We start from the raw sequence: 13,974 nt of genomic DNA on the forward strand, positions 1-13,974 counted from the left end.
ATCCTATGGCCTGTTGATCGACCAGATCGGCGAAGTGCTGCGGCTCGCCGAGGACGGCATGGAAGAAAACCCCGTCAATCTCGACCCCCGCATGGCCAAACTCGCCGGCGGTGTCCACCGTCTCGACGGCCAGCTCATGGTCGTCCTCGACGTCGATCGCGTCCTCGAGCTCAAGACCGAAGTGCAAATGGCTGCGTGAGCCCCAAAAACATCGAAGCCGGAGAACCAAAATGAAGACGTGTTTGGTGGTCGATGATTCCAGCGTCGTGCGCAAGATCGCACGCCGGATCCTAGAAGGCCTGGAATTCGAAGTCACGGAAGCCGAGGACGGCTCCAAGGCGCTTGAAGTCTGTCAGCGCAAGCTGCCCGACGCTGTGCTGCTGGACTGGAACATGCCGGTGATGGACGGCTTCGAGTTCATGGGCCACATGCGCCGACTGCCCGGCGGCGACCAGCCCAAGGTCGTGTTCTGCACCACCGAAAACAACGTGGCTCATATCGCTCAGGCGCTCAGCGGCGGCGCCAACGAGTACATCATGAAGCCCTTCGACAAAGACATCATCGCCGACAAATTCGCTGAAGTCGGCTTGATCCCGGTCGGACAAGCCATGGTCTGAGTTATCTGGCGGAGTGTTCCGGCCAGAGTGTTCCAGTACAGCTTCCGAGAGGCCTATCAGTGACCCCGACCGAGTATGAGTATCTGCGTAAGTTCCTGAGGGATCATTCCGGGCTCGATCTGTCCGCAGACAAGCAATATCTGATTGAAAGCCGGCTGTTGCCGCTGGCGCGCAAGGCCGGGATCTCCGGCATCGGCGAGCTCGTGCAGAAGCTGCAAGGCGCTGGCTCGGGCGCGCTCGTCACCAGCGTGGTCGAGGCGATGACCACCAACGAGACCTTCTTCTTTCGCGACAAGGTCCCGTTCGACCATTTCCGCGACACCATCATGCCGGAGATCATCAAGGCGCGCGCCGGCCGCCGCAGCGTGCGCATCTGGTGCGCCGCCGGCTCGACCGGGCAGGAGCCCTATTCGCTCGCGATGAGCCTGAAGGAGATGGGGGCGGCCCTGACCGGCTGGCGCCTCGAGATCATCGCGACCGACCTGTCGCAGGAGGTGCTCGAGAAGGCCAAGGCCGGCATCTACAGCCAGTTCGAAGTGCAGCGTGGCTTGCCGATCCAGATGCTGATGAAATATTTCAAGCAGACCGGCGAGACCTGGCAGATCAATCCCGAACTGCGGGCGATGATCCAGCACCGGCAGCTCAATCTGCTGCACGATTTCGCTCAGCTCGGCACCTTCGACGTCATCTTCTGCCGCAACGTGCTGATCTATTTCGACCAGGACACCAAGATCAACATCTTCAACCGCCTGGCTCGCCAGATCGAGGGAGACGGCTTCCTGGTGCTGGGCGCGGCCGAAACGGTGGTCGGACTGACCGATACGTTCAAGCCGATTCCGGAGAAGCGCGGTCTCTACAAGCCGAACGACCCCCGTGCCGCGGCCGCCAAGCCGGCTCTTGCCGGCGCCGCGCCGCGCGTAGCGGTCATGGCAGGACGATAGGCATGGCCGAGGATGGCAAGGGCGCGGAACGCGTGACGTTCAGTCGGGGCTATGATGTCTGCATCATGGCCATCGACGGCACTTGGCGCCGCGACTGCAAGCTCAACGCGATCTCCGACACCGACGCCGTCCTGACGGTGGAAGGCTCGATTCAGGGCCTGAACCTGAAAGAGTTCTTCCTGCTGCTGTCGTCCACCGGCCTTGCCTACCGCCGCTGCGAACTGGTGCGCGTCAACGGCGTCGAAATGGACATCCAATTCCTGCGTGGCAAGAACCGGAAGAAGCGGGCCGCCGGTGGCCGTGACGAAGCGGCGTGATCTTCACCTGGTCTCGTCGCCGTTTGCCGCGAGCTTGGTTCACATTTGCTGAAACAACCGACTGAATTTGCCGTCGCGGCTTTACGTGGCCTAAGCGCGAACCGTGTATCCATTGCCGGTCTCTATCTCAGGATACCGCAATGCCCAGAAGCTCTTTCTCACCTCTCCCGTCAAACCTGCCCGACGGCGCCGAGCGGCGTGCGCTTCAGCTTCTGGTGGTCGATGACGACGCCACGCAGCGCAGCCTGATCACGGTCGCGGCCAAGCAGGCCGGCCACGAAGTCAGCGTGGCGCCGTCCGTGGCCGAAGCGATCGAAAAGCTCCGCACCGCGCGCTTCGACTGCGTGACACTCGATCTCGTGCTGGAGGATGGCGACGGCATCGACGTGCTGGGCGAGATGGCGAAGGCGAAATTTGGCGGCGCCGTGATCGTCATCAGCGGCATGGACGGCAAGCGCCGCAGCGCCGCCCGCAGCTTCGCCCGTTCCGTCGGGATCGAGCTCCAGAGCCTGCCCAAGCCGCTGGATCTCGCCGCGTTGCGCATCAGCCTCGCCAACCTTGGCAAGACCGCGATGGGCCTGCCGGCGATCCACACCTGGGGTGGTGTCGCCACCGACGCGATCGTGGAGCGGCACCGCGCCTGAGCCGCGTGCCTGCCATGCAGTGAAATGCGGTCGTCGCGCCGCAGCAACCGCGATCTATACCGTGCTGCCGGTTTCCGACAGGCAGTTAACGGCATGGCCAAGGCCGGCCCGGCAGGCGTCGAGAGCGGCGATCGCCGTGGATACCGCGGTGTGACATCGTCGAGCACGAAGACGTCGGCGGAACCTTCCGGATCGCTCCCGTGTTCTTGATCCATGGCTGTGGCGGTCCGGCGCATGGTGGTCTCGATCTGCGAGATCAGCATGCGAAGGTCAGCCGCAATCAGCTCACGGCTCTCGACCTCGGGCATTGCCACGAGAGGCGGCATAGCGGCCAAATTAGCATGGATATTCTCCGTCCCCTGCAATTAGGCGCCTCGCCGCTACTTGTGCGTTAAGTCCATGTCCCGTACAAATACGGTGGGCCGAATCCGCGCCGAACGCCATAACGGTTGGGGCGGACGCGAGTCCTTCATGCCAACCGGATGTGTGGCACATGGCCGAACAAAGCTCTCGCGGTGAAATCTTCGTGGTCGACGACGACGCTGCCGTTCGCGACACCTTGTCGATGGTGTTGAAGGCGGCTGGCTATGAGGTGATCTGTTTTGCGGACGGCGCAGCATTGCTCTCCGTCGCGCGAAGCCGCACACCTGCAGCGGTCCTGCTCGACGTGCACATTCCCGGCAAGTCGGGCCTCGATATTCTCAATGAGCTGCACGGGGAAGACTATCCGGCACCGATCTTCATGATCTCCGGACAGGGCGATATCGCGATGGCGGTGGGAGCCATCAAGAGCGGCGCGCTCGACTTCATCGAGAAGCCGTTCCGCGGCAGCGAGATCGTCGGCCGGCTCGACGAGGCGATCGGTGCTTATGCACGCAGGCAGTCAGAGAACGCGGCGCCGAAGTTCGGCTCGCTGCATTTCCCCGGGCGCGAGCCGTTGACGCGCAGGGAGCGGGAGGTGCTCGAGCAGTTTGCCGCCGGCGCCTCCAACAAGGAGGCCGGCCGCACGCTCGGCATCAGCCCGCGCACCATCGAGGACCATCGCGCCAACATCATGAAGAAGCTCGGTGCGCGCAATGCCGCCGATCTGATCCGCATCGTGATGACCGCGGCCCAGCGCGCGTCGTAAATTCCGGAGGTGACATGTCGTAGCCCGGATGAGCGAAGCGACATCCGGGACTTGGCTCGGAGTGTTTCCGGGTATCGCTTCCCTCAGCCGGGCTACGGGCTCTCACCCAGCCCGACGCTATCAACTGCTCAACGCCTTGCGGATGGCCCGCGCCAGATCCGATTTGCGATAGGGCTTCGCCAGCAGCAGAACGCCCGAATCCAGCCGGCCGTGATGGATGATCGCGTTCTCGGTATACCCGGACGTGTAGAGCACCCTGAGATCGGGGCGCGTTCTCCGCAGTTCGTCGGCGAGCTGCCGTCCGTTCATCTTGCCGGGCATAATGACGTCGGTGAACAGGAGGTCGAACGGCTTTTTGGCGGCGACGATTGCGAGCGCCTCCGCGGCGTTCGCAGCCTGCAAGGTGACATAGCCGAGCGAATGCAGCTGCGCCAGCACGTAGTCACGCACCAGCCGGTCGTCCTCGACCACCAGGATCGTCTCGTGTCCGCCTTCGATGGTCGCCGGCGTCACGACCTCGCCGACCAACGTCGGCGTCTTGCCGGGCGGCAGATACATCTTGATCGTGGTGCCGTGGTCTTCCTCGCTGTAGATCTTGATGTGGCCCGCGGACTGCTTGATGAAGCCGTAGACCATCGAAAGCCCGAGTCCGGTGCCCTTGCCGGGTCCCTTCGAGGTGAAGAAGGGGTCGAACACCCTGGCCAGCATGTTGGCGGGAATTCCGCTGCCGGTGTCGCTCACGGCGATCATCACGTAGTGGCCCGGCGGGACGTCGTTGACGCTGGCATAGACCTCGTCGAGATAGGCCGCCCCCGTCTCCACGATCAGCTTGCCGCCGCCTGGCATGGCATCGCGGGCATTGAGCGCGAGGTTGAGGATTGCGGTGGTGAGCTGGCTGGGATCGACGATCGCGACGCAGTTCTCGTCCTCGAACACCGATTCGATATGGATCTGCTCGCCCAGCGTCGGCCGCAACAGTTTCGCGGTGTCGATGATCAACGCGTTGACGTCGATTTCGCGCGGCTGAAGCGGCTGCTTGCGCGCAAACGCCAGCAGGTGCTGCGTCAGCTCGGCGCCACGCCCGGCGGCCTCGTCGATCATCTTCGTGATCGCGGCGAGCTCCGGCTCCTTGGCCACCGCGTCGGCCAGGATCTCGATCGTGCCGGTGATGACGGTGAGGATGTTGTTGAAGTCGTGCGCCACGCCGCCGGTGAGTTGGCCGACCGCCTCCATCTTCTCGGCCTGGCGGATGCGCTCGTCGGCCGCGATCTTGTCGGTCAGGTCGCGGTAGAACGAATTGAAAAGAACGCCTTCGCGTCGCCGGAGCGCCGTGACACTGAGTTCGGCCCTGAATTCCTTGCCGTCGCGCCGCCGCACCAAAAGTTCGCGCCGTGGATTGGCCAGCGATTGTTGCTCGGATTCGAGAAAGAGCTTCAGTCTGGCCCTGACGCTTTCGCGCTCACTGGGGGCGACGAAAAGCTCAATCGCATTCTCGCCGATCGCCTCCTCACGCGTCCATCCGAAGAGCTTCTCGGCCTGCGAGTTCCAACTCAGGATGGCGCCGGTGTGGTCTGTCTGGGTGAAAGCATCGAGCGAGGTCTCGACGATGTTGCGCGCAAGCTGTTCGCTGTCCCGCAAGGACTCCTGTGCAAGCCTCGCCTCCGTCATGTCGCGCCCGACAAAGAAGTAGCGCTGGGCATGGTCGGACCAGCTGCCGAGCCAAGACAGCCAGACCTCGCGACCGTCCTTGTGGAAGCAGCGGGTGTCGGCGAGCTTCAGCCGCTCGCCGCGCCTGAGCGCGCGCATCTCGTCGCGCGACTGGTCGAGATGGCCGGGATGAATGAAATCGGCGCCGCTGCGGCCGATCATCTGCTCCGGCCGGTAGCCGATAATGGCCTCGCTGCTCGGACTGATCTGCGCGATGTGCCCGCGCGCGTCCATCACCATGATCAGATCCTGCGAGGTCTCGAAGATCTGACGCCGTTCCTCGAGCTGCTGCTGCAGCGCCCGCTCGGCCCGCCGCGCCTCGGTGAGGCTGCGCGCGGTGCCGGAGGCGCCCACGATCTCGCCTGACGGGCCCCTGATCGGCGACAGGCTGAGTGAGATTTCGACCGGCGTGCCTTCCTTGCGCAGGCGCACGGTCTCGAACCGTTCGATCGGTTCTCCTCCGGCGATCCGCCGCAAATAGTCCTTGCCTTGCTCGCGTCGGTCGGGTGGGACGATGATCGAGGTGGATTGCCCGATCGCCTCATTCGCCGAATAGCCGTAGAGACGCTCGGCGGCGGCATTCCAGCCGGTGATGATGGCGTCGAGCGATTGCATCACGATCGCGTCGTCGGAGGATTCGACGGCGGCGCTGAACAAGCGCTCGCGCGCTTCATGATGGCTTCGCGCGGCCTCGGTGCGGCGATGCTCCTCGATCTCGCGTTCGAGAGCGGCCGTCTTCGCTCTGGTTTCTTCGACCATTTGGGCGAATGCCCTCGCCAGCACGCCTGTCTCTCCGCTCGCATCGACGGGAATATCGGCGCGCCGCCCGCTGCCGATCGCCTCCACCGCCGCGGTCAAACGCCCGATCGGCCGCGTTAATGAGCGCGCCAGCAGCACCGCAAGCAAAGCTGCGGCAAGGACAGCAAGCAGGCCGACCAGCGAGGAGGTTTTTTGAATGGCCGCCGGAACGCGGCTGAACACGGATGCGGGGGCCGTCTCGATGATAGCCAACCACTCCTTGCCAGCCAGCAGCGCCGGTGCGATCGCCGCTCCACTCGGCCGGCCAGACCGGTCGCTCGTGAGCTGCGTGGATCCTTGCGGCTGGCCGGCCCGGGCTGCAAAGAAAGGAAAGTCCCGGCGCCAATCGTTGGCGTTGCCAAGCAATGCACCGAATTCCCGCGCGCGATCGGGGTGGACAAGATAGTCGCCACGCGAATTCACGACATAGATTTCTCCTCCTGCGCTCGCGGTTGAACGAACGCGGTCGAGCGCGGGACGCATGTCGATGTTGGCGATGATGATGCCGAACGGCTTGCTATCAGGCGTGAACAGCGGCGTCGCGACGCGCAACGTCGGAATGTGAGGATCCGTGGTTCCTCCCTGCCGGGTGGCGAGATCGATGGGCGAAACATAGATGTCGCCCGGCGCCAGTCGAATCGTCTCTTGGAAGTAGGTTCGTTCGCTCTTGCGTTCGAGTTCGCCGTTGGGAACAATCCGTGCTGCTCCGTTCTGGCCGGCGCGATCGACGCGGACCAGTTCGCGTTGATCGTCGTCAAGGCCGATGATTCGAAATTGCCCGTAGCTTGGTTTCGCGTCGATCTCGGCTGCGAACCGCGCTGCGATGCGCTCGCGCCAGGTTTGCTCCGAAACGCCGTCGACTGCGTCGATGCCTCCACCGACATGGGCGCGGATCAGGCCATTGATGGCAGCGGCGGAGCGATAACCGAGCAGATCGCCACGGGCGCCGGCAACGTAGGATTCAAGATGGGTGGCCAGCAGGCTCGACTGGGCTTCAATCCGTTCCAGGACACGCGGAATGACGGCCTGGGTGATGTTGCGATAGCCGAGCCAGCCGACTGCGGCCACGGTGACCGCCACCAGCAGGATCATCGCGATGGCGAGCCGCGTAGCGAGGGTCATGGGGAAATTTACACCGCTTCCTGAATTGCCGTGCCCGGGCTCGGTTGGAATAGAATGAAGGTTCTTGTCATCGGCGGCCGGTGCTGACATCCGGATTCCTCACCGATGCCGTCCGCGCCGCGTCCAGGCAGCCGGCGACCGCGGCGAGCAGCGCGTCGGCCCGGAACGGCTTCTGCAAGCTCGCCACCGCGCCGAGCTTGGTCGCCATCTTGAGGAAGTCCGGCTCCGCATGGGCGTCCGGCGTGAACGAACGGCCGGAAATGACGACGATCGGAATCGCTGGCTGCAGCGCCCGGATGTGGCGCATCGTCTCCAGGCCGTCCATGCCGGGCATGAAGATGTCGAGAAACAGCAGGTCGAACTGGCTGGCCTCGAACAGCGCAAGTCCCTTGCGGCCGTCTCCGGCGACGGTGATGTGATGACCAGCCCTCTCCAGGAGCAGCCGAATCGTCATCTGCACGGCCGCGTCGTCATCCACGATCAGGATGTTGGCCACGTCTGGTATCCTCCGGGCCGGATGGGATTTCCCAGCGACCGCAAATCAAACCATCAACTCTGAAATTGTTGCGCGGATTGCATTCGGCCTGCAAGCACTTCGCCATCGATCCGACGATTGCTCGCGAAAGGCGAATCGGTTGCGTCAACTTATGCACGGTGACGTGCACAACTGCTAGCGACGCGCCATAGGCTTAGTCGGTCAAATATTCCGGATAGTGGCTCCGGATCGTATCGAGTTCGCTCAGCGTGCCCGACAGGTGCTTGCGCAGATGCTGTTGCGCAGCATCGGCGTCGCCGGCCTCGACCGCGCGCGTGATCAGCTTGTGGTGGCGGACGATGTTCTGGGCCTTGCCCGGTGAGGGCAGATGCAGCCGGCGCAGCCGGTCGATATGTCCGCTGCGGCTGCGCACCAGCGTCCAGAGTTCCTGCTTGCCGGCCGCGGCATAAAGCTGCGCGTGAAAATCATTGTCGCCGGCGATGAAGCTCTCGAAGTCTCCGGCCTTGGCGAATTGCTGCTGGAGCGCGATCGTGTGGTCGAGGCGTATGACCAAAGCGTCGTCATGTTGCTCCGCGAGCAGCCGGACGATTTCGAGTTCCAGTGCCTGGCGCAGGAAATGGGCCTGCTCGGCCCGACCGACGTCGACTCGGCTGACGACGGTGGCGTGCTGCGGAAACACGTCGACCAGACCTTCTTCCTCCAGCCGCATCAAGGCGTCGCGGATCGGCGTCGAGCTGACGCCGAATTGTGCGGCGAGATCCGTGCGCGACAGCGGCGAGCCGGGCGGCAGTTCGAGCGCGAGAATGGCGTTGCGCAGGCGCTCGAACACTTGCGGTGCGGCCTGCCGGGCCCGGTCGAGCCGCGCGCCGGGGCGGACGGCCGCGCGGGATGCGGGTTGGGCTGTTTCCATGCGAAGGGCTCCGGCCGGCCTTGCCTTTGAGGCACTAATGCATTAGTGCATCAGTAAGATCGCTCGTCAATGGCGGCCGGAGGAAACGAACAACAATGATCAAGCAATTGCAGTGTGGCCTCACGGCCGTCGCCCTGATCGCCGCCACGGCGCTGACGGTTTCGTCCGCGTCAGCGCAGCAAAAATCCGAGATCTCGCTATCGCGCCAGCCCGGCATTTTCTACATGCCGAGCCACATCATGGAAAAGCAGAAGCTGATCGAGAAGCACGCAGCTCAGCTCGGGGTGGCCGGTGTCACCACCAAATGGGTCACCTTCTCCGGCGGCGGTGCGCAGACCGATGCGCTGCTCGCGGGCGGCGTCGATATTCTCAACACCGGCACCGGCAATCTCTTGTTGCTGTGGGATCGCACGCGCGGCGGTGTGAAGGGCATCGTCGCGACCTCGGCGCAGCCGATGACGCTGATCAGCCGCGACGCCAACATCAAGTCGATCAGGGATTTCGGCCCCAGCGACAAGATCGCCGTGCCGACGGTGAAAGTCTCGACCCAGGCGATCGTGCTCCAGATCGCCGCCGCCGAGGCTTTTGGTGCCGACCAATGGTCGAAGCTGGACGTCAACACGGTGCAGCTCGGCCACCCCGACGCCTATGCGGCACTGTCCAACGCCAAGCACGAGGTGCACACCCATTTCTCGATCCCGCCGTTCACCTTCCTCGAGCTGAAGAACGTGCCGGGCGCGCATGTCGTGCTGTCGTCGCCGGACGTAATGGGCGGCCCTCTCAGCCAGGCGCAGTTCTTCACCACCACGAAGTTCGCCGATGCCAACCCGAAAATCATCCAGGCCGTGCGTGATGCGACCAAGGAAGCGCAGGATCTGATCCGCAGCGACACCAGGCAGGCGGTCGAGATCTACAGGGAGATCACCGGTGACAAGACCTCGTTGGAAGAGCTGCTCGACCTCCTGAAGGAGCCCGGCATGATGGAGTGGAATCTCGAGCCGCAGGGCACGATGAAATTCGCCGCGCATCTGTTCAAGACCGGTACGCTAAAGACTCAACCCAAGGCCTGGACCGATTACTATCTCCCCGTCGCCCACGATCTGAAGGGCAACTGATGGCGCTGCTCGACGTCAGCTCCGTGACGCTGCGTTACAAGACCTCCAGCGCCGTCGTCACCGCCACGGAAAGGGTGAGCTTCACCGTCGACAGGTCCGATCGCTTCGTGCTGCTCGGGCCGTCCGGCTGCGGCAAATCGACCCTGCTCAAGGCCGTCGGCGGCTACATGGCGCCGAGCGAAGGTCGCATGACCATCAACGACCGCGAGATCCACGGTCCAGGCGCCGATCGCATGATGATCTTCCAGGAGTTCGACCAGCTGCTGCCCTGGAAGAGCGTGCTGGCCAACGTGATGTTTCCGCTCCTGACCGCGCGAAAATTGTCGCGCAAGGACGCCGAAGCGCGGGCGCGAGCCTATATCGAGAAGGTCGGCCTGACCCGTGTGGTCGATGCCTATCCGCACACGCTCTCCGGCGGCATGAAGCAGCGCGTCGCGATCGCGCGCGGCATGGCGATGGAGCCCGACATCCTGCTGATGGACGAGCCGTTCGCCGCGCTCGACGCGCTGACGCGCCGGACCTGCCAGGACGAGCTGCTCCAGCTCTGGAGTGAGACCAAATTCACCGTGCTGTTCGTGACCCACTCGATCGCGGAAGCGATCCGCATCGGCAACCGCATCCTGCTGCTGTCGCCGCATCCCGGCCGCGTCAAGGCCGAGGTGGTCGACGTCGACAAGGTTTCCAATGAGGACGGCAGTGCCGGCCGGCTCGAGAAGGAGATCCACGATCTCCTGTTCGCCTCCGAAGCAACGGCGCATTGAGGGAGCCTCTCATGGGCGAAGCCAGGATCCTGCTACGTGAGGCGCCGGTCGCCGGCAGCGCAGCCGAAGTCGAGCGCAAGCTGAGCGTGCCCGAGCTGTTGTGGAACGATGGTTTTGTCCGCAAGACCGTCATCATCCTGTTTCTCGCGGCGGTCTGGGAGGCCTACGGCCTCACGCTCGACAATCCCCTGCTGTTTCCGACGCTGCACGACACCGTCATCACGATGTTCGAGCGTGTGAAGGACGGCACCATCCCGATGCGCGCCTGGGCCTCGCTGAAGGTCCTTTTCATGGGCTATTCGGCCGGCATCGCGCTCGCCGCGATCTTCACCGTGCTCGCGATCTCGACCCGCATCGGCACCGATTTCCTCGAGACTGTCACGGCGATGTTCAATCCGCTGCCGGCGATCGCGCTGTTGCCGCTCGCCTTGATCTGGTTCGGTCTCGGCAACGGCAGTCTGGTGTTTGTGCTGATCCATTCGGTGCTGTGGCCCGTCGCACTCAACACCCATTCCGGCTTCAAGAGCGTGTCCAACACGCTGCGCATGGTCGGTCGCAATTACGGCCTGCGCGGGCTGCCTTACGTGGCGAAAATCCTCATCCCCGCGGCGTTCGGCTCGATCCTGACCGGCCTCAAGATCGGCTGGGCCTTTGCCTGGCGCACGCTGATCGCCGCCGAGCTGGTGTTCGGCGTGTCCTCGGGGCAGGGCGGGCTCGGCTGGTTCATCTTCGAAAACCGCAACCTGCTCGACATACCTGCGGTCTTCGCCGGCCTCTTGACGGTGATCATCATCGGGCTTTTTGTCGAGAACCTGATCTTCCGCGCCATCGAGCGGAACACCGTGCAGAAATGGGGCACCCAATCATGACCAAGAAGAAACTAACGCCCGACCAGCTCCGCAGCGCGCGCTGGTTCGCACCCGACGATCTCCGCTCATTCGGCCACCGCTCCCGCACCATGCAGATGGGCTACGCGCCGGAGGAGTGGAAGGACCGCCCGATGATCGCGATCCTCAACACCTGGTCGGACGCGCAGCCCTGCCACATGCACTTCAAGTCGCGCGTCGACGACGTCAAGCGCGGCATCCTGATGGCCGGCGGCCTGCCGCTGGAGCTGCCGGCGCTGTCGCTGTCGGAATCGCTGCTCAAGCCGACCACGATGCTCTATCGCAATCTGCTGGCGATGGACGCCGAGGAGTTGCTGCGCAGCCATCCCGTCGACGGCGTGGTGCTGATGGGCGGCTGCGACAAGACCACGCCGGCGCTGCTGCTGGGCGCCACTTCGATGAACATTCCGGCGATCTATCTGCCGGCAGGTCCGATGCTGCGCGGCAATTGGAAGGGCAAGACGCTCGGCTCGGGCTCGGACGGCTGGAAATACTGGGACGAGCGCCGCGCCGGCAAGATCTCCGACAAGGACTGGCTCGACATCGAAGCCGGCATTGCCCGCAGCTATGGCACCTGCATGACCATGGGCACGGCTTCCACCATGACGGCGATTGCCGAGGCGATCGGCATGACGCTGCCTGGCGCATCCTCGATTCCCGCCGCCGATGCCAACCATATCCGCATGGCCTCCGAATGCGGCCGCCGCATCGTCGAGATGGTCTGGGAAGATCTGACGCCGAAGACGATCCAGACCCGCAAGGCGTTCGAGAACGCGATCGCAGTGGCGATGGCGATGGGCTGTTCGACAAATGCGATCATCCATCTGATCGCGCAGGCTCGCCGCGCCGGTCTCGACATTGGCCTCGACGATTTCGAGATTGCGAGCCGCAAGGTGCCCGTCATCGCCAATGTGCGGCCGAGCGGGGATGCCTATCTGATGGAGGATTTCTTCTATGCCGGCGGCTTGCCGGCATTGATGGGCCAGATCAAGCCGCATCTGCATCTCGACTGCATCACCGTCACCGGCAAGACCGTGGGCGAGAACATCGATGGCGCCGAGGTTCACAATGACGACGTGATCCGTTCGATCGACAATCCCATCTACAAGGAAGGCGCGCTCGCCGTGCTCAAGGGCAATCTCGCGCCCGACGGCTGCGTCATCAAGCCGAGCGCCTGCGCGCCGCGCTTCCTCAAGCACACCGGGCCTGCGCTGGTGTTCGACGATTATCCGTCGATGAAAAAGGCGGTCGATGATCCCGATCTCGATGTCACCGAAGACCACATTCTCATCTTGCGCAATGCGGGGCCGCAGGGCGGACCGGGCATGCCGGAATGGGGCATGCTCCCGATCCCCACCAAGCTCGTGAAGCAGGGCGTGCGCGACATGGTGCGGATCTCCGATGCGCGCATGAGCGGCACCAGCTACGGCGCCTGCATTCTGCACGTAGCCCCGGAATCCTATGTCGGCGGACCGCTGGCGCTGGTGCGGAACGGCGACCGCATCACGCTCGATGTCGCTGCCCGCACCATCAATCTCGATGTGTCGGAGGCCGAGCTCGACAAGCGCCGCGCCGCCTGGAAGCAGCCCGAACGCCGCTTCGAGCGCGGCTATGGCTGGATGTTCACCAAGCACATCAAGCAGGCCAATGACGGCTGCGACTTCGACTTCCTCGAGACCGATTTCGGCGCGCCGATCGGCGAGCCCTCGATTTACTAGAGAGCGTGACATGACCAAACTTACCGAAGCCACCCGCAACAAGCTCAAATCCGTCTCCACCGCCACCGTCGCCACCGCGTTGTTCAAGCGCGGCCTGCGCATCCAGATGATCCAGGATGTGCACCCGCTCAGTGCCGACCAGCCGAGCATGGTCGGTGAAGCCTTCACGCTGCGCTATATGCCGGCCCGCGAGGATCTCAACACCATCGAGGTCTTCAAGGACCGTTCCCATCCGCAGCGCAAGGCGGTCGAGGATTGCCCGCCAGGCAGCGTGCTGGTGATGGACAGCCGCAAGGATGCACGGGCCGCTTCCGCCGGTGCGATCCTGGTCACGCGCTTGATGAAGCGCGGCGTCGCCGGCGTCGTCACCGACGGCGGTTTTCGCGACTCGGCCGAGATCGCCAAGCTGGGTATCCCCGCCTACCACCACCGTCCGAGCGCGCCGACCAATTTGACGCTGCATCACGCCATCGAGATCAACGTTCCCATTGGCTGCGGTGATGCGCCGGTGTTTCCCGGCGACGTCATTCTCGGCGACAGCGACGGCGTGATCGTGATCCCCGCGCATCTCGCTGAAGAGATCGCCAACGAGACCTTCGAGATGACCGCGTTCGAGGACTTCGTCACCGAGGAAGTCAACAAGGGCCGCGGCATTTTCGGTCTCTATCCGGCGACGGACCCGCAGACGCTGACCGACTTCGGCGCATGGCGGAAGGCGAACGGAAGGTAAGGGCCACGCGCCGGCACCAGATCTTTTCAAGAAACAGGCCGGCCGCAGCAAGCGCCGGCCTTAAATCAGCCGGGGAGGATTC

14 protein-coding genes and 1 pseudogene are annotated in these 13,974 nt (G+C 63.8%); 11 read left to right on the top strand and 4 right to left on the bottom strand.

Translation table 11 applies throughout. The annotated features are described in order from the left end of the window. From IVA75_RS20320 to IVA75_RS20340, 5 genes are all read left to right on the top strand, one after another. Positions 1-199: chemotaxis protein CheW (locus IVA75_RS20320; protein ID WP_247284739.1), on the top strand; the 199-nt coding region annotated here is incomplete at its 5' end. 31 nt (positions 200-230) lie between these two features. Continuing rightward, positions 231-617, top strand: coding sequence for a response regulator (locus IVA75_RS20325; protein WP_027568377.1), 387 nt, complete (start codon positions 231-233; stop codon positions 615-617). Between the two features lie 59 nt (positions 618-676). After that, the gene (locus IVA75_RS20330; RefSeq protein ID WP_247284740.1) at positions 677-1,558 is read left to right on the top strand and encodes a protein-glutamate O-methyltransferase CheR; all 882 of its coding nucleotides are present in this window, start codon (positions 677-679) and stop codon (positions 1,556-1,558) included. Between the two features lie 2 nt (positions 1,559-1,560). Beyond that, positions 1,561-1,875, top strand: coding sequence for a hypothetical protein (locus IVA75_RS20335; RefSeq protein ID WP_027568375.1), 315 nt, complete (start codon positions 1,561-1,563; stop codon positions 1,873-1,875). A 140-nt stretch (positions 1,876-2,015) separates the two neighbouring features. Further along, positions 2,016-2,519 (top strand): response regulator, encoded by a 504-nt coding sequence (locus IVA75_RS20340; RefSeq protein WP_027568374.1) that lies wholly within the window; start codon positions 2,016-2,018, stop codon positions 2,517-2,519. Positions 2,520-2,573: 54 nt separating this feature from the next. On the opposite strand, the pseudogene IVA75_RS20345 reads toward IVA75_RS20340, so the two are convergent. Then, a pseudogene (locus IVA75_RS20345) lies at positions 2,574-2,827 on the bottom strand (hypothetical protein). A gap of 185 nt (positions 2,828-3,012) precedes the next feature. Between IVA75_RS20345 and IVA75_RS20350 the strand changes: the two are divergent. Further along, the gene (locus IVA75_RS20350; RefSeq protein WP_007604420.1) at positions 3,013-3,648 is read left to right on the top strand and encodes a response regulator; all 636 of its coding nucleotides are present in this window, start codon (positions 3,013-3,015) and stop codon (positions 3,646-3,648) included. 120 nt (positions 3,649-3,768) lie between these two features. On the opposite strand, the gene IVA75_RS20355 is transcribed toward IVA75_RS20350, so the two are convergent. The 3 genes from IVA75_RS20355 to IVA75_RS20365 all read right to left on the bottom strand — a co-directional run bounded on the left by IVA75_RS20355 (position 3,769) and on the right by IVA75_RS20365 (position 8,681). Next, a complete protein-coding gene (locus IVA75_RS20355; RefSeq protein WP_247284741.1) occupies positions 3,769-7,365 on the bottom strand; it encodes a PAS domain S-box protein in 3,597 nt (1,198 codons plus the stop codon). Further along, positions 7,343-7,771 carry a response regulator gene (locus IVA75_RS20360; protein WP_247284742.1) on the bottom strand — a complete coding sequence of 143 codons (429 nt, stop codon included), beginning with the start codon at positions 7,769-7,771 and terminating at the stop codon, positions 7,343-7,345. Before IVA75_RS20360 ends, IVA75_RS20355 begins: the two co-directional genes overlap by 23 nt. Positions 7,772-7,964: 193 nt before the next feature. Beyond that, positions 7,965-8,681 carry a GntR family transcriptional regulator gene (locus IVA75_RS20365; protein ID WP_247284743.1) on the bottom strand — a complete coding sequence of 239 codons (717 nt, stop codon included), beginning with the start codon at positions 8,679-8,681 and terminating at the stop codon, positions 7,965-7,967. A 95-nt stretch (positions 8,682-8,776) separates the two neighbouring features. Here IVA75_RS20365 and IVA75_RS20370 point away from each other — a divergent pair, with 95 nt between their 5' ends. Genes IVA75_RS20370 through IVA75_RS20390 form a run of 5 tightly spaced genes read left to right on the top strand, consistent with a single transcriptional unit; the run spans position 8,777 to position 13,892 of the window. After that, a complete protein-coding gene (locus IVA75_RS20370) occupies positions 8,777-9,796 on the top strand; it encodes an ABC transporter substrate-binding protein (RefSeq protein WP_247284744.1) in 1,020 nt (339 codons plus the stop codon). Continuing rightward, the gene (locus tag IVA75_RS20375) at positions 9,796-10,557 is read left to right on the top strand and encodes an ABC transporter ATP-binding protein (RefSeq protein WP_247284745.1); all 762 of its coding nucleotides are present in this window, start codon (positions 9,796-9,798) and stop codon (positions 10,555-10,557) included. The genes IVA75_RS20370 and IVA75_RS20375 overlap by 1 nt, the downstream gene beginning before the upstream one ends. A gap of 11 nt (positions 10,558-10,568) precedes the next feature. Further along, positions 10,569-11,426: an ABC transporter permease gene (locus IVA75_RS20380; protein ID WP_027568368.1), complete on the top strand. Its 858-nt coding sequence runs from the start codon at positions 10,569-10,571 to the stop codon at positions 11,424-11,426. Then, the gene (gene araD, locus IVA75_RS20385) at positions 11,423-13,162 is read left to right on the top strand and encodes an L-arabinonate dehydratase (RefSeq protein WP_247284746.1); all 1,740 of its coding nucleotides are present in this window, start codon (positions 11,423-11,425) and stop codon (positions 13,160-13,162) included. Before IVA75_RS20380 ends, araD begins: the two co-directional genes overlap by 4 nt. 10 nt (positions 13,163-13,172) lie before the next feature. After that, positions 13,173-13,892, top strand: a complete 720-nt coding sequence (locus IVA75_RS20390; RefSeq protein WP_247284747.1) for a ribonuclease activity regulator RraA — start codon at positions 13,173-13,175, stop codon at positions 13,890-13,892. Positions 13,893-13,974: the final 82 nt, after the last annotated feature.

Source organism: Bradyrhizobium sp. 134, assembly GCF_023074155.1.
In the GTDB taxonomy this organism is placed as follows: domain Bacteria; phylum Pseudomonadota; class Alphaproteobacteria; order Rhizobiales; family Xanthobacteraceae; genus Bradyrhizobium.